Consider the following 19,244-nt stretch of genomic DNA (forward strand, 5'->3'; position numbering starts at 1 on the left):
GCGGCGGCATGATGAGATGCCCAGGTGGCGGACGTGGTGATCGCGGGCGGGGGCCCGGCCGGACGGGCGCTCGCGCGTGCCTGCGCCCGGCGCGGCCTGGAGACGGTCCTCGTCGACCCGGCGCCGGGGCGACGTTGGCGGGCGACCTACGGGTTGTTCGCCGACGAACTGCCCGCGCTGCCCGGGAGCGCCGTCGCGTACGCGCCTTCGACCACGCTTGCCTTCGGGACCAGGCCGCACGTCCTGGATCGCCGCTACCTGGTGCTGGACAACGCCGGCCTCCGCCGGTGGCTCGACGGTGCCTACGACGTCGTCGAGGGGACGGTGTCCGGCGTGGACCACGGCGGACAGGATTCGTCGGTGCGCCTCGATGACGGGCGAACCCTCGGGACCGGGCTGTACGTCGACGCGTCCGGTGTCCGGCCGCGAGGCGACCGGTACGAACAGACGGCGTTCGGTGCCGTTCTCCCCGCCGAGGACGCGCTGCGGCTGGTCGACGACCCCGGCACCGCCGTGTTCATGGACTGGCGCGAGACCAAGTCCGGATTCCTGTACGTACTGCCGCTCGGCGACGGCACCGTCCTGGTCGAGGAGACCTCGCTGGCCCGCAGACCCGGCCTGCCGCTCGACGTCCTGGCGGCACGGCTGCGAGCCCGTCTGAGGGCCGTCGGGCTGACGTCGCGCGGGCGCGAGGAACGCGTGCGGATAGTGCTCGACGTGCCGGTGCCGCGACGCGGCCGGACCGTGCCGTTCGGGACCGCCGCCGCCCTGGTGCATCCGGCGACCGGGTACAGCGTCGCGACGTCGATCCGGCTCGCGGAACCGGTGGCCGACGCCGTGGTCCGGGCTTGGGATCGAGGTCCCGCCGCGGCGGCGTCGGCCGCGCATCGGGCGCTGTGGCCGTCCTCGGCACGCGCCGTGCACGGATTGCGGCGGCACGGGCTGCGGGCACTGTGCGGGATGCCGCCCGAACTGGTCCCGGTGTTCTTCGATCAGTTCTTCACGTTGCCCATCCCGCTCCAGCGGCATTCACCAGCGGTCGCGAAGATGTTTCGGATACCGCCGAAGCGATGTCGGCACTTTTCCGGATGTCACCATGGCCGGTAAGAAAACACCTGATCGGGTGGCGTGCGTTACGCCGTTCTAGGTAACCCAGGTGCCTTCACGATGAACATCAGTTGACACGTATTTCGTTTCGTGCCGCCACCGGCGAATATTCGCTTGTGACGTTGCAGATCGCTGTCCGCTTCGCTTACCAGCCGTTGTACAGCCTGCACACCGGTGGCGTCGTCGCGTTCGAAGCACTGGCAAGGCCAGGCCGCGGCACCGCCCGCGAACTGCTCGCCGACGCCCGGCGCAGCGGCAGGCTGGCCGAGGTCGACGTCGGCCTGGCCGCCGAAGCCGTCCGGCAGCTGCGCGAACCGCAGGCCACCCTCCCCCTGCACCTGAACCTGTCCGCGCGGACGGTCGCGGCACCGCCGTCGCAGTTCGACCCGCTGACCGACGCGCTCAGCCTGGCGGGCCGCCGGACCAGGGACGTCGTGCTGGAGATCGGGCCGCCGTTCACGCAGATCCCCGCCGACCTGCTGCTCACCGGCATGCGGCGGCTCACCGAAGTCGGGTTCCGGCTCGCGCTCGACGGCCTCGGCCGCGGCGACCTCCCGCTCACGCTGCTCGCTTCGGCGCCCGTCGACCTGGTGAAACTGGACCGCAGCGTGCTGCGCGGCCTGCCGCACGACCCGGCCGCCGTCGCGGTGGTCGAGTCGGTGCTGCACTTCGCGTCGCGCACCGACAACCGCCTGGTGGCGACCGGGCTCGAAACCACCGAGCAGCTGGAGTCCGCGCGGCGGCTCGGCGTGCGGATCGCGCAGGGCAACCTGCTCGCCCCGCCGGACGGCGACCACGCGCCGCTGCCCGCGCCGGACGNGATCGCGCAGGGCAACCTGCTCGCCCCGCCGGACGGCGACCACGCGCCGCTGCCCGCGCCGGACGCGCCCGGACCGTTCATCCCCGGCACCGCCCGCGCCCGCCGCGTCGGCGACTTCCTCCGGCCCGCGACCACGCTGCCGGAAGACGCGACCTGTGACGACGTGCGCGAGGTACTGGCCGCGGCGGACGGGCCGAGCGGCATCGTCGGCATCGACGACCGGCACCGTCCACAGTGGTCGATCGACCGGACACGGTTCCTGGTCGCGGTCACCGGGTTGTACGGCCACGCCCTGCACGCCAAACGGCCGGCGTCGCGGCTCGCCGACCGGCCGCACACGATCCACGCCGACGCGAGCGCGCTCGAATTCCTCGAACTGGTCACCGACGCGGACTGGGGCCGGACCGGCGACGACGTCGTGGTGGTCGACGACCGCGGCCGGTGTGTCGGCGTGGTGCTGGTGAACGAGGTCGTCCGCGGGGTCGCGGAGGCGAAGGTCGAGGAGGCGGTCTCGCTGAGCCCTCTGACCCGGCTGCCGGGTAGCGACGCCGTCGCCAGGGACGTCGACCGCCGGATCAACGCGCGGGAGCCGTTCGTCGCGGCCTGGCTGGACGTCGATTCGTTCAAGACGGTCAACGACACCGCCGGGTTCGCCGCGGGCGACGACCTGATCCGCACGCTCGGCCGGACCCTCACCGACCTGGAGGCCCGGCTGCGCCGGATGCGCGTCAGCCACGTCGGCGGGGACGACTTCCTGATCGCCTGCGACGTCGACGAGATCGGCACGGTCGCCGCCGCGCTGCTGGACACGGCGTGGTCGGCCGACGGGCTGCCGGTGACGGTTTCGCTGGCGACCCTGGTGTGCGGGCACGGCGCGATCCGGTCCTACAAGGACGCGTCCCGGCTCCTGGCGCCGCTGAAGAAGCGGGCCAAGGAGGTTCCGGGGTCGAGTTGGGTGCTCGGGCGGCCGGGTTCGGACCGGGTCGAGGTCCTGCGCGGGATCACGACGCGCGGCCTGCCTTCCCAGCGCGCGGCCGCCGGCTTCTGACCTGCCGCATTTAAGTCCTCTGAATACGGTCCTTGCGCGTGCGACTACCGCATTCAGAGGACTAGATGCGGGGGATCAGAGGGCGTAGGCGGCGCGGTAGGCCGAGAAGCGTTCGTCGACCTCGCCCGCGGTGAGCCCGAAGTCCGCGAGGTCGTACCGGTGCACGGGTTTCCTTTCCCCGGAACGGCTTTCGGCGTGCACCACGGTCATCGCGTCCCGGGCGGCGTCGCTCAGCGGCAGCCCGAAATGCCGGTAGACGCCCTCGACCGTACCGATCGGGTCGGCGACGAAATCCTCGTACCGGACATCGCAGAACCGTGCCGGGTCGTGTCGTTTCCTTGCCTCCAAAGACTTTTCCGCACCGCGCGCCCAGAGGTCCAGCTGGCTGCGGCCGATCACGTCGCCGCGGAAGACGTCGGACCAGCCCGCCGACGCCTGCTCGTTCAAGCTGCACACCGACGCGACGATCGTGCTCGGCGCGCGATGGGTCTGGACGATCAGCGCGTCCGGATACACCTCCAACAGCGCGTCGAGCGCGAAGAGATGGCTCGGGTTCTTGAGCACCCAGCGTCGTCCGGCGTCCGGCAGGCCGATGAGCTGCAGGTTGCGCCGATGCCTGCGATAGGCGTCGGTCCAGCTCTGCCCGTCCAGCCAGCGCGAGTACGAGGGCACGTGCGCGAGGCATTCGTAGGACACCGATTTCAGCGACTGCCGCAGGAGCTGCCAGCATTCCTCGACCTGATCGGCGGACATATGGTGCAGGCCCATGAATTCGGGATGTTCGACGTGGTGTTTCTCGTAACCCGCCTGTATGCCTTGGAAAACCGGGTTCTCCGCCCAGGTCTCGCGCGGCGGACGCGGTTGCGGCACTTCGGTCAGCCAGACTTCCAGCCCCTGGTGCGCCGGGTCCTCGGTGAGCAGCCGGTGCAGTGCCGTGGTCCCCGTGCGCGGCAGGCCGGTGACGAAGATCGGCCGCTCGACGGGAACGTCGGCGTACTCAGGATTCTGCTTCCACGAGGCCTCGCTCAACGACCTCGCCACCAGGGCGCCGCGCAGGAACGCGCGATGGATCTTGTTGCCGTACGGGGTCAGGCCCGCCTCGCCGGCATACGAATCCAGCAGCACGCGGAGGCCTTCGAGATGGTCCTCGCCGCCGAAGTCGTCCAACCCGGTGAGTTTCGCCGCCGACGCGTGCAGATCTTCCACGGTGCCGACGTTTTCCCGCCCTGGCAGCATGTTGTTCCCTTCAGTGGTGGTATTCGCCGGCGTTGACGTCGAGGCACTGGCCGGTGACGCACCGGGCGAGCGACGAGGCCAGGAACACGACGGTGTCGGCGATCTCGTCCGGTTCCGGGAGGCGGCGCAGGTCGATCGTCTCCGCCGTCTCGGCGTACACCTGCTCCGGCGGAACCCCGCGTTCCCCGGCCAGATAGGCGAAGTACCACTTCAGCGAGTCCGCCCAGATGTAGCCCGGTGCCACGGAATTGACCCTGATCCCCCGCGGCCCGAGTTCCGAGGCGAGGCTCTGCGCGAGCGCGAGCAGGCTCGCTTTCGCCATCTTGTAGGCGCCGAACGTCCGCCGGGAATGCCGCAGCACAGCCGAATTGATCATCACCACCGAACCGCCACTCTCGGCGAGCGAGGGCGTGAACAGGCGCGTGAGCCGAAGTGCGGCGAGTACGTTGGTCTCGAAGCCCGCTCGCACGTCGGTGAGGTCGACGTCGGCGAGGTCCATGATCGGCGGGATGGCGAAGGCGTTGTTCACCAAGGCGTCCACCCGGCCGAACGCCGTCACCGCGGCCTCGGTGAGGTTCGCCGCCGAAGCGTCGTCGGTGATGTCGGTGGGCACGGCGACCGCGCGGCGGCCGAGCGCGTCGACCTCCTGGGCGACCTCCGCGAGCCGGGATTCGGTTCGGGCGGCGAGGACGACGTCGGCGCCCGCCGCGGCGCAGCGCACGGCGATCGACCGGCCGAGCCCAGGGCCGACCCCGGAGACCACGACCACTCGGTCCCGCAAGAGATCCGTCATCCCAGCATCCTCGCCGCGACGGCCTTCTGCCGGGCCGAGATCCGGTCCGCCCATTCCCGCGGGGTCACGCGCGCCTCGTCGTGGAACGGCAGCCGGTCGGCGAGTTCGCCGAACTTCACCACCTCGACCTCGGGGCCGTCGGTCTTGTCCAGCGCGCGGGACAGGCGCTGCCACCGGATCTGGACGTAGCCGCGGTCGTGCCCGGTGCGTTCGAGCCAGTTCGCCAGGCCGGGGTCGCGTTCGCTGATCACGAAGCGGATCTTGCCGTCGGGGTCGACCCGCGCCTGGTCGGCGGTGAGGCTCGTCTGATGGTTGATGTAGTCCAGCGAGAGATACCAGACGCTGCCGAGCTGGATGCCCTGATACGGCGCGTCCGAACGCGGCACCGTCACGATCAGGACCTCCTCGTCGCCGAGTTCGTAGTGCCCGGCCGACGAGTACTGCGTGGTCAGGCCCCCCGGCGTCGGCCGCGGCTCGGTCATCGTGTTCACCGGCAGGTTCAGGTAGAACCACTTCGGGAACGCGAGGAAAGTACGAAGCCTGCTCAGCAGGATCTTGCCGGTGACGCCGTAGCGTTTGGCCAGCCCGTCGCGGGTGAGCGGCGCGGGCGCGCCACCCGCGGTGTCGGCGCACTGGATCTGGATCGTGCCGCGGCGTTCGGTGGCCCAGTCGCTGTAGACCTCACGCACCACGAGCATCGACGAACCAGGGCCGAGCACGAAGTAGTTGGGTCCAGGGTCGGGTTTCGCCGGCCCGAAGCGGAGTTCGAACGAGCCGTCCTCGGCGATCTCGATCTCGCGGTCGTCGAAGGCGGCGAGACTGTCGGGCACCTCGACGGGTGAATAGTCGCCGTTGAGGACCTGGAAGCTGACGTCGGCCGTGCTCCCCCGCGTCCCGGTGACGACGTATTCGCGGTCCTCGCGGATGTTCGCGTTGAAGTACAGCGTGTCCGGGTTGTCCAGGCCCATCTTCGTGTACGGCCCGGTGGACTGGGTGAAGAACGGATAGTCCCGTTCGTAGGCCCACGCCATCTGCAGGGACGCGCGGATGCTGCCCGCGAGGTAGTCGTACCCCTCGACCAAATCCTGTTCGGTCCGGATATGCGGCGCCTCCGCGATGATCTTCTCTGCTTCGACGATCGCGTCCGCGAACGGTTGAGTGAGCACCGGCGACTCCTCATACTGGTACAAATACGTACCGACCTGGTACGTTCTTCGTGCCATCAGACTAGAACGCGTTCTAAGGATGGGTCAATGACCCGGCGCTCACCGCCCACCGAGCGAGTCGTGCGGCTGCTCGACTTCTTCGCCGCGCACCCGGGCCGTCGCTTCGGCCTGTCGGAACTCGCCCGCGAGCTGGACCTGGCCAAACCGACCTGTCTCGGCATCGTCACCGAGCTGACGGCGGGCGGTTACCTGATCCGGGACCCTCAGCCGGTCACGTACCGGCTCGGCCCGGCGATGGTCGCCGCCGGCCGCGTCGCGAGCGAAGGATTCGGCGCGAGCGAGGTCGCGCGCCGTCATCTGGAGGAGCTGAGCAGGCGATACGGCGCCACGTGCACGGCGTCGGCCGTGGTCGGCGACCGGATCCTGATGTTGCAGAGCGCCGGTCCCGGCCGGATCAAACTGGGCGAGACCTATCCGTTCGCGCCGCCGGTCGGCCTGATGTACGTGCTGTGGGATTCCGACGGGGCGTTCGACGCGTGGCTCGCCAAACCGCCGGCGGTTCCGGTGCGGCTGGACGAAGCGCACTTGCGTCGCGTCGTCGCCGAATGCCGGGAGCACGGTTACCTGGTGGAGAGCCTGACGGCCGCGGGGCGGCGGCTCTACGCGCTGATGGCGGGCGTCGGCGCGGAGGAACTCCCGCCGGAAGTGCGGGGCCTGGTGGGAGAACTCGTGTCGAGCCTCGGCGAGCGCGTCTACCTCGGCGCCGATCTGGAGCCGCGCCGCAAGCACGCGGTGAGCCTGCTCGCCGCGCCGACGTTCGACGCTTCGGGACGGCAAGAGCTCGTGCTCACGCTCTCGGTCGGCGAACCGATCACCGGCGCGGAGATCGCGCGGCGGGGCGCGGCGCTGGTCGCCACCGCCGACGCCGTCACCGCCGAATCCGGAGGCCGCCACCCCCGCGTTTAGTCCTCTGAATGCGGGGGTCGCGTGTTCCGGCTTCCGTGCGCGCCACGAGGACCTTCCAGTGTCCCCAATGTGGCATTGGAGCCAGGCTGAGCGTCCCTAATGCCACCTTGGGGACATCGCCGAGACCGCACCCGGCGCGACTGCCGCATTCAGAGGACTAAACGCGGAAGTGGCGTGTTCCGGGTTCGCGCGGGTCAGGAAGCCCACCGGTTCGCGGTGAGCTTCAGGCTCGGCACGTCGTCCATCGACATCATCGTCTCGTACAGCCGGTCGTATTGGGTCGAGGCGGTCAGCCACACGCCGTCCACCCGCCGATAGGTGTCCTCGTAGTACGCGGCGCCCTCGATCACCACCCGGTGTTCGGGCACGATCACCTTGTCCCGCATCAGCCACGTGCCCGTCGCGGTGTCGCCGTCGACGTCGATCTCCGGCTGGCCGGCGAAGTGCACCGTCGTGACGCCGGGGCCGACCGCGTTCCGGAAGAACTCGACGATCGTTTCGCGGCTTTCGAAGGTCAGTGGTTCGCCGTACGACGGCGTGCCGTAGCGCGCGTGCGCGTCGGCGGTCAGGGTCTCGGCCATCTCGTCCCACAGCTTGAGGTCGAGGCAGCGGAGGTAGCGGGCTTTCAGGCGACGGATCTCTTCGAGCGCGACCAGGTCCATGCCGACAGCGTCCCCCAGCCCTTGACCAAGCACAAGAACTTGTTCTACTTTTCTGATCTCGAACCACGGAGGTCACGATGGCGTCCCCGGCATACGAGCTCACCCACCTCGAAGCACTGGAAGCCGAAGCCGTGCACATCTTCCGCGAGGTCGCGGCGACCTTCGAACGGCCGGTGCTGCTGTTCTCCGGCGGCAAGGACTCGATGGTGATGCTCCACGTGGCGGCCAAGGCGTTCTGGCCGTCACCGCCGCCGTTCCCGGTGATGCACGTCGACACCGGGCACAACTTCGACGAGGTCGTCGAATTCCGTGACCGCACCGTCGACAGGTACGGGCTCAGGCTCGTCGTCTCCAGCGTCCAGGACGACATCGACGCCGGCCGGGTCGTCGAAGACCCGAAGGCCGGCCGCAACCGTCTTCAGACCGCCGCCCTGCTCAGGGGCATCCGCGAGCATGCTTTCGACGCCGTGTTCGGCGGAGCGCGGCGCGACGAGGAGAAGGCCCGCGCGAAGGAGCGCGTGTTCAGCTTCCGCGACGAGTTCGGCCAGTGGGACCCGCGCAATCAGCGGCCGGAACTCTGGGACCTCTACAACGGCAGGCACCGCAAGGGCGAGCACATCCGCGTCTTCCCGCTGTCGAACTGGACCGAACTCGACATCTGGCAGTACGTCGAAGCCGAGAACGTCGACCTGCCGTCGATCTACTACTCGCATCGGCGTCCGGTCGTCCAGCGGGACGGGATGCTGCTCGCGCACACCCGGTTCCTCACCCTGAACGAAGGCGAAAGTCCTTACGAGGCAACGGTTCGTTTCCGGACCGTCGGCGACGCGACCTGCACCGGCTGCGTCGAGTCGACGGCGACGTCGCCGGGCGAGGTGGTCGCCGAGGTCGCCGTCAGCAGGCTCACCGAACGCGGCGCCACCCGCGCCGACGACCGGATCTCCGAGGCGGGCATGGAAGACCGGAAGAAGGAAGGCTACTTCTGATGAGCGCTTCGCTGGTCCGCCTCGCGACCGCGGGCAGTGTCGACGACGGGAAGTCGACCCTGATCGGCCGTCTGCTGTTCGATTCGAAGACGGTGTTCACCGACCAGCTCGAAGCCATCGAACGTGCCGGCCGCGACCGCGGCGAGGCGTACCCGAACCTCGCGCTGCTGACCGACGGTCTCCGCGCGGAACGCGAACAAGGCATCACCATCGACGTCGCCCACCGCTACTTCGCCACGCCCCGGCGGAAGTTCATCATCGCCGACACGCCGGGGCACGTGCAGTACACCCGGAACATGGTCACCGGGGCGTCCACCGCGGATCTCGCGCTGATCCTGATCGACGCCCGCAAGGGCGTGCTCGAACAGTCGCGGCGGCACGCGTTCCTGGCCAGCCTGCTGGGAATCCCGCATCTGGTGCTGTGTGTCAACAAGATGGACCTGGTCGGCTGGTCTCAGCAGCGCTTCGAAGAGATCCGCGAGGAATTCCGCCGCTTCGCCATGAAACTCCAGGTGCACGATCTCACCTTCGTGCCGATGTCGGCGCTGCACGGCGACAACGTCGTGCACCGGGGCGCCAGTATGCCCTGGTATGAAGGGACTTCCCTGCTGCACCACCTGGAACAGGTGCATGTGGCCTCGGATCGCAATCTCATCGACGCGCGATTCCCCGTGCAATACGTGATCCGGGAGCACAGCCGCGACTTCCGCGGCTACGCGGGAACAGTCGCCGGCGGGGTGTTCAAACCCGGCGACGAGGTCGCCGTGCTGCCGTCCGGCTTCACCACGACGGTGCGCGCGATCTGGGGCCCGGGCGGCACCACGGTCACCGAGGCCTTCGCCTCGCAGGCCGTCACGATCGAACTCGAAGACGACCTCGACCTCGGCCGTGGTGACCTGATCTGCCGCCCCGGAAACCGTCCCCACACCAGCAGGGACGTCGACGCGATGGTGTGCTGGTTCTCCGAACAAGGGGCGCTGAAACCCGGCTCCACCTACGTCGTGCGGCACACCACCCGGGAGACCAAGGCCGAGATCCGCGAACTGGACTACCGGCTCGACGTCACCACCCTGCACCGCGACGAGACCGCGGAGTCGTTGTCACTCAACGAAATCGGCCGGATCCGGCTGCGCGCACGGCAGCCGCTGCTGTTCGATTCCTACCGCCGCAACCGCTCCACCGGTGGCTTCCTCCTCGTTGACGAGCACTCCGGGGCGACGGTCGCGGCCGGCATGATCACCGGCCCGAGCGTGACCGCTTCGAACGTCGTCTGGCACACCGCCGCGGTCAGCAGGACGGAACGGGCGACACGCGGGCTGACCGTCTGGCTCACCGGGCTTTCCGCGTCCGGGAAGTCGAGTGTGGCCGTGGAACTGGAGCGGCGGCTGGTCGCGTCCGGCAGGCCCGCGTACCTGCTGGACGGCGACAACCTCCGGCACGGGTTGAACGGGAACCTCGGCTTCAGCCCCGCCGATCGCGCCGAGAACGTCCGTCGCGTCGCCGAAGTCGCGAAGCTGTTCGCCGACGCCGGGGTGGTGTCGGTGGTCTCCCTGATCAGCCCGTACCGGGCCGACCGCGAACTGGCCCGCGCCGCGCACGAGGCGGCCGGGCTGCCGTTCCTCGAAGTCTTCGTCGACACCCCGCTCGAAGTCTGCGAAGACCGCGACCCCAAGGGGATGTACGCGAAGGCACGCGCGGGTGAGATCAGCGGGTTCACCGGGGTGGACGCTCCTTACGAGCAGCCGAAGAGCCCGGATCTGGTGCTGCGCCCGGAAAACGGGGATCCGGCCGCGATGGCCGCGCTGATCCTCGCCGCCCTGGAGTAGCGGAAGGACGCTTTCCCCGCATTACCCAGGAACAAGGCGCGTTGCGAAAGTGGCTTTCGCGACATGAGCACCGACTCCCACCCCCTTCAGCCGCCGTCGGACCCCCGATACGGAGCGGCCGCGTAGGTGCGGGCGGTGGCGGAAGTCAGCTTCTCGACCGAGCGGGAGTGTCTGATTCGGACTCTTCGGCGGCTTGACCGATCTGCGCCGCCCCGAGCACGGCGCCCGCGACGGCGACCGTACCCAGCCCCGGCAGGCGACGGCGATCGACGTTGGTGTCCACTCCGGAACCCTGCCCCGTTCAGCCCGCCGGTGTGACGAATCCGGTGTCGTAGGCCTTGATCACCGCTTGCGTCCGGTCCCTCGCGCCGAGTTTCGCGAGCACGTTCCCCACATGCGTCTTGACCGTCTGCACGCCGAGGTACAGCTCGCCCGCGATCTCCACATTGGACAGTCCACCCGCCATCAGCCGCAGCACCTCGCTTTCGCGTTCGGTGAGTCCGGCGCCGGCGAGACCGTCCTGCGGGCCCCGGTTCACCTGTTGCGCGGCCAGCCGCCGGATCGCGGCCGGGAACAGCAGCGACTCCCCCGCCGCCACCGTCCGGATCGCCGCGACGATCTCCTCGGGCCGGGCCCGCTTCAGCAGGAAGCCGCTCGCACCGGCGAGCAGGGCGTCGTAGACGTAGTCGTCGTTCTCGAAGGTGGTCACCACGATCACCTTCGGCGGATTGTCCATAGTGGACACCAAATGGGTGGTCGCGCGGATCCCGTCGACCGAAGGCATCCGGACGTCCATCAGCACGACGTCGGGCCGGAACCGCGAGACCAGCCCAGGCACTTCGGCGCCGTCGGACGCTTCGCCCACGACCTCCAGGTCGGGCTCGGAGGCGACGATCGCCCGCAACCCCGCCCGGATGAGCTGTTCGTCGTCGACCAGCAGTACCCCGATGCTCATCGCCGTTTCCCCCATGGCACCGCCACCTCGACCTTCCAGAATCCGTCCGCACGGCCCGCGGTGATCGTGCCTCCGAGCACTTCCACCCGTTCCGTCATTCCCCTCAGCCCCCGGCCGCCCCCGTCGCGAGACGGCGCCGCGGCGCCGAGCGGGTTGGACACCCGCAAGCGCAACAGCTCCGTTCCGGCGTCGACGAGGACCGTCACCGGAACCTTACCGGCGTGCCGCAGCGCGTTCGTCAGGCATTCCTGCAGGATCCGGTACGCCTCACGAGAGACGACCGGCGGCACCGAGGACGGTTCACCCCGCACCTCCGCCGCCACCTCGGCGCCCGCCAGCCGTGTCGCTTCGACCAGCGCGGGCAGCTCCGCCAGCCCCGATTGCGGGGTCCTCGACGACGCCTCGTCACGCAGCAGCCCGAGCACGTGGTCGAGGTCGTCCAGCGCGGCGCGCGCGGAGTCCTCGATGGCGGTCAGCGCCTGCTCGGTGAAATCGGGGTCCGACCTCAGTGTCCGGCGCGCGGCCCCGGCCTGGATGGTCACGACGCTCAGCGCGTGCCCGACCGAGTCGTGCAGTTCGCGCGCGAGCCGGTTGCGTTCGGCGAGTTGTTCGGTGCGCTTCTCCAGCTGGGCGATCCGCTCCGCGGCCGAGACCCCCAGCAGGCTCTCGGCGCAGCGGGTCAGCACCGCGCCCGCTCCCCACACGACGTAGGCCAGCGCGACCACGCCGAGCAGGAATGCGACCGGGATCCACGCGCTCGCCCAGCCCTGGGGCACCTCGATCGCGCTCTCGTCGGTCAGCGCGATCCTGCCGCTGAACGGAGCCGCGATCGTGAAGCCGAACGCGACCGGGACGAGCAGGCTCACCAGGCTGACGACGCAGCCGGTGCTCACGTGCAGCAGGAACATCGCGGTCGAACGCAGGCGGACGGGCCAGCTCGCCGCGGGCCCGAACGTCACTCCGGGTACGGGATCGTCCAGGAGTTCCCGCACGGCCGCGCCCTCCAGCACCCGGACTGCGGGGATGAACGACGACGCGATCATCACCAGGACGACGGTGATCATCGCGACGACGATGCCGCGTTCCACCGTCACGACGAGGGGGAGCAACGACGGCACCACGATGGCCGCGAAGAGGATGTACGGCACACTCAGCGCGCCACCGAGGATGAAGTACACCCACCGGCGGTAGGTCGCGCGGTCGACGAGCGGGCCGAAAAGTCGCATGCGCTCTTTCTAGCGTGCGCCGGCTTCGCGCGTATCCCTCACGAGTATCTCCGCGATCTCCCTCGCGAGCGTGACGCGGTGCGCGTCCCCGTCGATGCCGGTATGCGCGACAGCGCCCTCGAGCAGGAGAAAGAGCTGTTCCGCGAGCCGCTCCGGATCGGCCGCGCCGGGGGCGTCCTCGCGGAGGAGCTCGGCGAACTTCGCCCGTACCGCCGCCTTATGCCGCCGGATCACGTCGAGTCCGGGATGCCCGGCGGGCAGTTCGGCGGCCGCGTTCAGGAACGCGCAACCCCTGTCGCTCCCGAGCCGGGGGTGGTCGATGTAGGCGTCGAAGACCACGAGCGCCCGAGGACGATCGGCTTCGGCCAGCCGCTCCTCGAGATACGCCCACCAGACGTCGTGACGACGTCGCAAGTACGCGACGGTGAGCTCCGTCTTCGACCCGAAGCACGCGTACAGGGTCTTCTTCGTGACGCCGGCGGCTTCGGCCACGGCCGCGACGCCCACCGCATTGAGGCCCTCTCGGTAGAAAAGCTCACTCGCGGCGCTCAGGACACGCTCGCCGGCTGGGGTCAGCATGGTTCCGACTATACCGATCGGTTGACGTGTACACGAAATGCGGGAACACTCCTGACGTATACCGATCGGTATACACAGGAAGGAGAGCAGCTGGTGTCTTCATACAAACGCGAACTGACCCTCACCGCGGCCGGGTTGTCGCTGATCGCGGTTTCCTACGGACTCGCGCGGTACGCATACGGCCTCTTCGCGCCGACTCTCCGGACGGAGTTCGACCTCGACGGCGGCGCTCTCGGCGCCATCGCGGCGGGAAGCTACGTCGCGTACTGCCTCGCCGTCGTCGCCTCGACCGCCATCACGACCCGCTGGGGAGCGCGGGCGGGCGCGCTCGCCGCCGGGACGACGGCCACCGCGGGAACCGCCTTGATCGCGGCAGCGCCGAACGCCGGCGTGCTCGCGCTCGGTGTCGTCCTCGCCGGCGCCAGCACGGGCCTGGCCTCCCCTTCGCTCGCTGACGCGGTTTCCCGCGTCGTCCGGGCAACCCGCCGTGACCGTGCCCAGTCCGTGGTGAACGCCGGGACCGGACTCGGCGTGCTGATCTCCGGCCCGGTCTCCCTGCTCGCCATCGGTGACTGGCGAATGGCCTGGTGGGCCTTCGCGGCGGCCTCTGCGCTGGTGACCTTGTGGATCGCCCGGGTCGTGCCGCCGGTCAAGGAGGACCGCGCGCGTGGACTGCCGGTGCCGCTCTTCCCACCCGCCACCGGGCGGCTGCTGCCCGCCGCCGCGACGCTCGGCCTGGCCAGCGCCGCGATCTGGACGTTCGGCCGGGACATCGCCGTGAGCGCCGGCGGGCTCGACGAGACCGCGTCGACGGTGGTGTGGATCGTCCTCGGCGCGGTCGGCCTGGCGGGCGCGTTCACCGCCGAACTGACCTCCCGGGCGGGACTGCGGCGGGCCTGGTCGGCAGGGATGATCCTGTTCGCCTCCGCCACGGTGCTCTTCGCCCTCGCCACTCGGTCGCTCCCCGCGCTCGTCATCGCGGCCGCGATCTTCGGGGCCGTCTACATCGGACTGACCGGCGTCCTGATCCTCTGGGGCACCAGGGCTTATCCGGCGGCGCCCGCGTTCGGTGTCGGCGTGGCCTTCCTGGCGCTGGCACTCGGGCAGGCCGCCGGGGCACCGCTCATCGGTCTCCTCGGCGATCTCCTCGATCTTCGTGCCGGCTTCCTCGCGGCGGCGGCGATCGCCGTCCTCGGCGTCCTGTTCGCGCCCAGGGAGGCGACCACTACCTACAACTTCGGGGTCCGCTCCCTCTCGAGGGTGAGTACCGTCCCGCCGGAGCGGGAATCCCGCGCGGACTGCGCGTGATGTGCTCTTCGGCATGAACCTGCTGCTCGGCCTGCTCACCCTGCCCGTCTACGCGCTGATGCTGTGGCCACTCGTGGTCGCCGCCCGCCGCGTGCTGGGTGTGCGGATCGGCGTGATCCGCGCGTTCTGCGCCGCCGGTTTCGGCTGGCTCGTCGCGGGCGGCATCCTCAGCGCGTTCCCCTCGCCGATGTACACGGGCGGGGCCTTCGCCGGGCTGGTCATCCCGGTGGCGGGCGGCGCGTTCCTCGCGACGCTGATCTTCCTGTTCGTCGCGGAACTCGCGATGCCGTCGGGCTCCGGGCTGGGGCTCATCGGCAGGATCCGGTCACTTCGCCGCCGCGCGGCGCGGACGCGGCGCTACTCGCAGATCACCCGGATCGCGATCAAGCACGGCCTCGGCCGGTACCTCACCGGCCGTCGCGAATCCGGCCTCGCCCAGGTCCGGCACGCCAAACTGGCGCGATCGCTGCGGCGTGCGCTGGAGGAGGGCGGCGTGACGTTCGTGAAACTCGGCCAACTGCTCTCGACGCGCTCCGATCTGCTCCCGCCGGTGTTCGTCGACGAGCTCAGCAAACTCCAGGACCAGGTCGCCTTCGCCGACGCCGACGAGGTCGCGACGGTGCTGCGGGAGGAACTGGGCGGGAATCCGGATGAGATCTTCGCCGAGTTCGACCCGGAACCGATCGCGGCCGCGTCGATCGCGCAGGTCTACCGGGCAAAGCTGCGCGACGGGCAGGAGGTGGTCGTCAAGGTGCAGCGGCCCGGCGTGCAGGCGCTGGTCGACCGGGACCTCGACATCGTCCGCCGGGTGGCGGCCGCGCTGGACCAGCGCGCGGGCTGGGCGCGTTCGCTCGGCGTCGTGGACCTCGCCGAAGGATTCGCCGACGCACTCGTCGAAGAGCTCGATTTCCGCACCGAAGCCAGGAACATCGAAGCGGTCGCGGCGGCCTCCCCCGGCACCGAGGTCGCCCTGCCGACCGTCCACAAAGAACTGTCCACCGAACGTGTCCTGGTGATGCGGCGCCTCGAAGGCAAACCGCTCGCCGCCGCGCGGGAGCAGGTCCCGGCCGCGGAACGGGCCGACCTCGCGCGGTCGATGCTGCGGTGTGTGCTCGGCCAGGTGATGGGCAGCGGCGTCTTCCACGCCGACCCGCATCCCGGCAACGTCCTGCTGCTCACCGACGGCAGGCTCGGCCTACTCGACTTCGGCTCCGTCGGACGGCTCGACTCGGGCCTGCGCGGCGGGCTGCAGAACCTCATCCTCGCCCTCGACCGCGGCGACCCGGCCGCGTTGCGCGACGGTCTGCTGGAGATCGTCGACCGGCCGGACGAGATCGAGGAGCGCCGTCTGGAGCGGGCACTGGGGTCCTTGGTGGCCAAGCATTTCAACCACGGACAGGCGCCGGATCTGGACATGTTCACCGACCTGTTCCGGGTGATCGCCGACTTCCGCCTCAGCGTGCCCCCGCCGATAGCCGCCGTGTTCCGCGCGCTGGCCACCCTGGAGGGAACGCTGGCCGCGCTGGCGCCGGGGTTCAACATCGTCGTCGAATCCCGCGCCTACGCCGCCGAGCAGGTAGGTGCCGGGTTGCGGCCGGAATCGCTGCGGTCCACGGCCACCAACGAACTGATGGCGCTCCTGCCGGTGCTGCGGCGGCTGCCGCGCCGCGTCGACCGCATCGGCAACGCGCTGGAACAGGGCAGGCTTTCGGTCAACGTCCGGCTGTTCTCCGACGAACGCGACCGCGACGTGGTCACCGGACTGGTGCACGAGATCCTGCTGGCGTTCGTCGGCGTGGCCACCGGGCTGATGGCCGTGCTGCTGCTGGGCAGCGCGACCGGCCCGCAGGTGCTGGACGGGGTCACGCTGCACCAGATGTTCGGCTACAACCTGCTCGTGGTCAGTGCGCTGGTGGGATTGCGGCTGCTCTTCGTCGTTTTCCGGCGGAGCGGACAACGGTCACGATCGTCCCGATGACACCGAGGACGACGAGTCCGGCGCCGGCGAACACGAGGTTCCGCGAGGTACGGAAGCCGGTGTCGGACACGGGATCCCCGGGGAGTCCGGCTTCGACGAAGGCTGTGGTCTGCGGGAAGGGCTCGGCGTCGAGGGTGCTCCCCATGCCGACGACGACCCCGTACACCTTGGACAGGGGGACGGCACCGTCGCCGGGCATACCGACGTAGATCCGCGAGTCCCGGGAATTGTTCCGTTGATCCCCCACGACGAACACCGCGCCCGGCGGTACCTGGACGCTGAAGNCCGCCTTCGAGCAGATCACCTCGCATGTAGCGAAACTGCGTAACCGCACCCGCGGCGCACTGTCGCTGCCGATGGTCATCCGCATTCCCTACGCGGGCGGCTGAGCCGAGGGAAGGAGGCCTTCACGCAGAGAGAAAAAGATCAGACGGTGAAGCCGAGCGCCCGCAGCTGTTCGCGGCCGTCGTCGGTGATCTTCTCCGGACCCCACGGCGGCATCCAGACCCAGTTGATCCGGAAGTCCTTGACCAGTCCCGTTCCCCCGCCGACGAGCGCGGCTCCGGTCTGGTCCTCGATGACGTCGGTCAGCGGGCAGGCCGCCGAGGTCAGGGTCATGTCGATGGTGGCGGTGTTGTCCGCCTCGACCCGGATGTCGTAGACCAGTCCGAGGTCGACGACGTTGATGCCGAGTTCGGGGTCGACGACGTCGCGCATCGCCTCTTCGACGTCCTCGACCTTCGCCACGTCGGCGGCGTCCGGGGCGGCGGCGGTCTCGGCGTCGAGGTCGGCGGCCGTGCGCCCCTCGCGGGTTTCGGTCTGCTGTTCGGTCATGCCGTCTCAACTCCGTTGGTCGTGCGGGCGACGGCGTCCTTGAACGCCATCCACCCGAGCAGGGCGCATTTCACGCGGGCCGGGTACTTGGCCACGCCTGCGAAGGCGATGCCGTCCTCCAGCACGTCCTCGTCGGGTTCGATCTGCCCTTTGCCCTGCATCAGCTCGACGAAGGCGTCCATGGTGGTGAACGCCTCCTCCACGGTGTGCCCGACGACGAGATCCGTCAAGACCGACGTGGAGGCCTGGCTGATCGAACAGCCCTGTCCCTCGTAGGAGACGTCGGCGACTTTCCCGTCGTCGACCTTCACCCGCAGCGTCACCTCGTCGCCGCAGGTCGGGTTGACCTGGAACGACTCGGCGTCGAACGGCTCGCGCAGGCCACGGCCGTGCGGGTTCTTGTAGTGATCCAGGATGATCTCCTGGTACATGCTTTCGAGATTCATCACGCCACCCCGAAGAACTTCTGCGCCTCACGCACACCGTTCACCAGCGCGTCCACTTCGGACAGTGTGTTGTAGACGTAGAACGACGCGCGCACGGTCGCGGGCACCGAGCAGGCCCGGTGCAGCGGCCACGCGCAGTGGTGCCCGACGCGGACGGCGACACCGAGACTGTCCAGCACCTGACCGGAGTCGTGCGGGTGGACGCCGTCGATGACGAACGACACCAGTCCGCCGCGGTCGATCATGTCGGTGGGGCCGATGATCCGCACACCAGGGATCTCGCCGAGCCCGGCGAGCGCCGCCTCGGTGAGGAGGTGTTCGTGCGCGGCGACCCGATCCATGCCGATCGCCGACAGGTAGTCGGCGGCCGCGCCGAGGCCGACGGCCTGCGACGTCATCGGGGTGCCCGCCTCGAACCGCTGCGGCGGCGCGGCGAAGGTGGTCTGCTCCATGCGGACCAGCTCGATCATCGAGCCGCCGGTCAGGAACGGCGGCATCGCTTCGAGCAGCTCACGGCGTCCATAGAGGACACCGATGCCGTACGGGCCGACCATCTTGTGCCCGGCGAAAGCGGCGAAGTCGACGTCCAGCGCGTGCAGGTCCACCGGGAAGTGCGGCACCGACTGGCAGGCGTCCAGCACGACCAGCGCGCCGACCTTGCGGGCCTTCTTCACCAGGAACTCGACCGGGTTGATCGTGCCGAGCACGTTGGACTGGTGGGTGAACGCGAGCACCTTGGTCCGCTCGGTGATCAGCTCGTCCACATTGGACAGGTCGAGCCGTCCGTCCGCGGTGACGGAGAACCACTTCAGCGTCGCGCCGGTGCGCTGGCTGAGCTGCTGCCACGGAACCAGGTTCGCGTGGTGCTCCATCTCGGTGATGACGATCTCGTCGCCGGGCCCGAGCTTGAACCGCTCGGCCTCGGGACCGGCCGTGGCGGCGTTGCTCATCGCGTAGGCGACGAGGTTGATGCCCTCGGTGGCGTTCTTGGTGAACACCAGCTCGTGCGGGGAGGCGCCGACGAACTCCGCGATCCGCACGCGGGCGGACTCGTAGGCGTCGGTCGCCTCCTCGGCGAGCTGGTGCGCGCCGCGGTGCACCGCGGCGTTCGAGGTCTCCAGGAACCGGCGCTCGGCTTCGAGCACCTGCGCCGGCTTCTGGGACGTCGCACCGGAATCCAAATACACCAAGGGTTTCCCGTCCCGGACCGTGCGGGTCAGGATCGGGAAGTCGGCCCTGATGGCCGCTACGTCCAGCGGAACAGAGTTAGCCGTGGTGGTGGTCATCGGGCCAACTCCTCTCGGTGTA

At 69.6% G+C, this 19,244-nt stretch carries 18 protein-coding genes and 2 pseudogenes; 8 read left to right on the forward strand and 12 right to left on the reverse strand.

The window, feature by feature from the left end:
• Nucleotides 1-24: 24 nt before the first annotated feature.
• Nucleotides 25-1,151, forward strand: a pseudogene (locus tag LCL61_RS31165) (lycopene cyclase family protein).
• A gap of 72 nt (nt 1,152-1,223) precedes the next feature.
• Nucleotides 1,224-2,975: a GGDEF domain-containing protein gene (locus LCL61_RS31170; protein WP_340683077.1), complete on the forward strand. Its 1,752-nt coding sequence runs from the start codon at nt 1,224-1,226 to the stop codon at nt 2,973-2,975.
• A gap of 75 nt (nt 2,976-3,050) precedes the next feature.
• Here the strand turns inward: LCL61_RS31170 and LCL61_RS31175 are convergent, their stop codons facing one another.
• From LCL61_RS31175 to LCL61_RS31185, 3 genes are read right to left on the reverse strand one after another with little or no spacing between them, the layout of a single operon-like run.
• Complete coding sequence (locus LCL61_RS31175) at nt 3,051-4,211, reverse strand: sulfotransferase (RefSeq protein WP_340683078.1); 1,161 nt, start codon at nt 4,209-4,211, stop codon at nt 3,051-3,053.
• Nucleotides 4,212-4,221: 10 nt separating this feature from the next.
• On the reverse strand, nt 4,222-5,004 hold the full coding sequence (locus LCL61_RS31180) for an SDR family oxidoreductase (RefSeq protein ID WP_340683079.1): 783 nt from the start codon (nt 5,002-5,004) through the stop codon (nt 4,222-4,224).
• The gene (locus LCL61_RS31185) at nt 5,001-6,170 is read right to left on the reverse strand and encodes a hypothetical protein (RefSeq protein ID WP_340683080.1); all 1,170 of its coding nucleotides are present in this window, start codon (nt 6,168-6,170) and stop codon (nt 5,001-5,003) included. The genes LCL61_RS31180 and LCL61_RS31185 overlap by 4 nt, the downstream gene beginning before the upstream one ends.
• Nucleotides 6,171-6,257: 87 nt before the next feature.
• Between LCL61_RS31185 and LCL61_RS31190 the strand changes: the two genes are divergently transcribed.
• Nucleotides 6,258-7,136: a helix-turn-helix domain-containing protein gene (locus LCL61_RS31190; RefSeq protein ID WP_340683081.1), complete on the forward strand. Its 879-nt coding sequence runs from the start codon at nt 6,258-6,260 to the stop codon at nt 7,134-7,136.
• Between the two features lie 194 nt (nt 7,137-7,330).
• Here the strand turns inward: LCL61_RS31190 and LCL61_RS31195 are convergent, their stop codons facing one another.
• A complete protein-coding gene (locus LCL61_RS31195; RefSeq protein WP_340683082.1) occupies nt 7,331-7,798 on the reverse strand; it encodes a nuclear transport factor 2 family protein in 468 nt (155 codons plus the stop codon).
• Between the two features lie 77 nt (nt 7,799-7,875).
• Here LCL61_RS31195 and cysD point away from each other — a divergent pair, with 77 nt between their 5' ends.
• Together cysD and cysC are read left to right on the forward strand one after the other, a co-directional pair.
• A complete protein-coding gene (cysD, locus tag LCL61_RS31200; protein ID WP_340683083.1) occupies nt 7,876-8,784 on the forward strand; it encodes a sulfate adenylyltransferase subunit CysD in 909 nt (302 codons plus the stop codon).
• Nucleotides 8,784-10,610: an adenylyl-sulfate kinase gene (cysC, locus tag LCL61_RS31205; protein ID WP_340683084.1), complete on the forward strand. Its 1,827-nt coding sequence runs from the start codon at nt 8,784-8,786 to the stop codon at nt 10,608-10,610. Before cysD ends, cysC begins: the two co-directional genes overlap by 1 nt.
• A 145-nt stretch (nt 10,611-10,755) precedes the next feature.
• Here cysC and LCL61_RS31210 read toward each other — a convergent pair whose 3' ends face one another.
• Genes LCL61_RS31210 through LCL61_RS31225 form a run of 4 tightly spaced genes read right to left on the reverse strand, consistent with a single transcriptional unit; the run spans nt 10,756 to nt 13,370 of the window.
• Entirely contained in the window at nt 10,756-10,893 is a 138-nt protein-coding gene (locus tag LCL61_RS31210) for a hypothetical protein (RefSeq protein ID WP_340683085.1), read from the reverse strand.
• Nucleotides 10,894-10,911: 18 nt separating this feature from the next.
• Nucleotides 10,912-11,565, reverse strand: coding sequence for a response regulator transcription factor (locus LCL61_RS31215; protein ID WP_340683086.1), 654 nt, complete (start codon nt 11,563-11,565; stop codon nt 10,912-10,914).
• A complete protein-coding gene (locus LCL61_RS31220; RefSeq protein WP_340683087.1) occupies nt 11,562-12,791 on the reverse strand; it encodes a sensor histidine kinase in 1,230 nt (409 codons plus the stop codon). Before LCL61_RS31220 ends, LCL61_RS31215 begins: the two co-directional genes overlap by 4 nt.
• A 9-nt stretch (nt 12,792-12,800) precedes the next feature.
• Entirely contained in the window at nt 12,801-13,370 is a 570-nt protein-coding gene (locus LCL61_RS31225; RefSeq protein ID WP_340683088.1) for a TetR/AcrR family transcriptional regulator, read from the reverse strand.
• A 93-nt stretch (nt 13,371-13,463) separates the two neighbouring features.
• Between LCL61_RS31225 and LCL61_RS31230 the strand changes: the two genes are divergently transcribed.
• Both LCL61_RS31230 and LCL61_RS31235 read left to right on the forward strand, forming a co-directional pair.
• Nucleotides 13,464-14,678, forward strand: coding sequence for an MFS transporter (locus LCL61_RS31230; protein ID WP_340683089.1), 1,215 nt, complete (start codon nt 13,464-13,466; stop codon nt 14,676-14,678).
• Between the two features lie 13 nt (nt 14,679-14,691).
• Nucleotides 14,692-16,656: an ABC1 kinase family protein gene (locus tag LCL61_RS31235; protein ID WP_340683090.1), complete on the forward strand. Its 1,965-nt coding sequence runs from the start codon at nt 14,692-14,694 to the stop codon at nt 16,654-16,656.
• Here the strand turns inward: LCL61_RS31235 and LCL61_RS31240 are convergent.
• Nucleotides 16,580-16,990 (reverse strand): S26 family signal peptidase, encoded by a 411-nt coding sequence (locus LCL61_RS31240; RefSeq protein ID WP_340688721.1) that lies wholly within the window; start codon nt 16,988-16,990, stop codon nt 16,580-16,582. The two genes, LCL61_RS31235 and LCL61_RS31240, sit on opposite strands and share 77 nt — an antisense overlap.
• On the opposite strand from LCL61_RS31240, the pseudogene LCL61_RS31245 reads away from it, so the two are divergent.
• A pseudogene (locus LCL61_RS31245) lies at nt 16,944-17,042 on the forward strand (alpha-ketoacid dehydrogenase subunit beta); the annotation flags it as partial. The gene LCL61_RS31240 and the pseudogene LCL61_RS31245 overlap by 47 nt on opposite strands.
• A 40-nt stretch (nt 17,043-17,082) precedes the next feature.
• Here LCL61_RS31245 and LCL61_RS31250 read toward each other — a convergent pair.
• From LCL61_RS31250 to LCL61_RS31260, 3 genes are read right to left on the reverse strand one after another with little or no spacing between them, the layout of a single operon-like run.
• Complete coding sequence (locus LCL61_RS31250; RefSeq protein ID WP_034311811.1) at nt 17,083-17,490, reverse strand: metal-sulfur cluster assembly factor; 408 nt, start codon at nt 17,488-17,490, stop codon at nt 17,083-17,085.
• Nucleotides 17,487-17,936 (reverse strand): Fe-S cluster assembly sulfur transfer protein SufU, encoded by a 450-nt coding sequence (gene sufU / locus LCL61_RS31255; RefSeq protein WP_007029705.1) that lies wholly within the window; start codon nt 17,934-17,936, stop codon nt 17,487-17,489. The genes LCL61_RS31250 and sufU overlap by 4 nt, the downstream gene beginning before the upstream one ends.
• Nucleotides 17,936-19,222, reverse strand: a complete 1,287-nt coding sequence (locus tag LCL61_RS31260; protein WP_340683091.1) for a cysteine desulfurase — start codon at nt 19,220-19,222, stop codon at nt 17,936-17,938. The genes sufU and LCL61_RS31260 overlap by 1 nt, the downstream gene beginning before the upstream one ends.
• Nucleotides 19,223-19,244: the final 22 nt, after the last annotated feature.

The sequence above is a fragment of the Amycolatopsis coloradensis genome (genome assembly GCF_037997115.1).
Classification (GTDB): Bacteria; Actinomycetota; Actinomycetes; order Mycobacteriales; family Pseudonocardiaceae; genus Amycolatopsis; species Amycolatopsis coloradensis_A.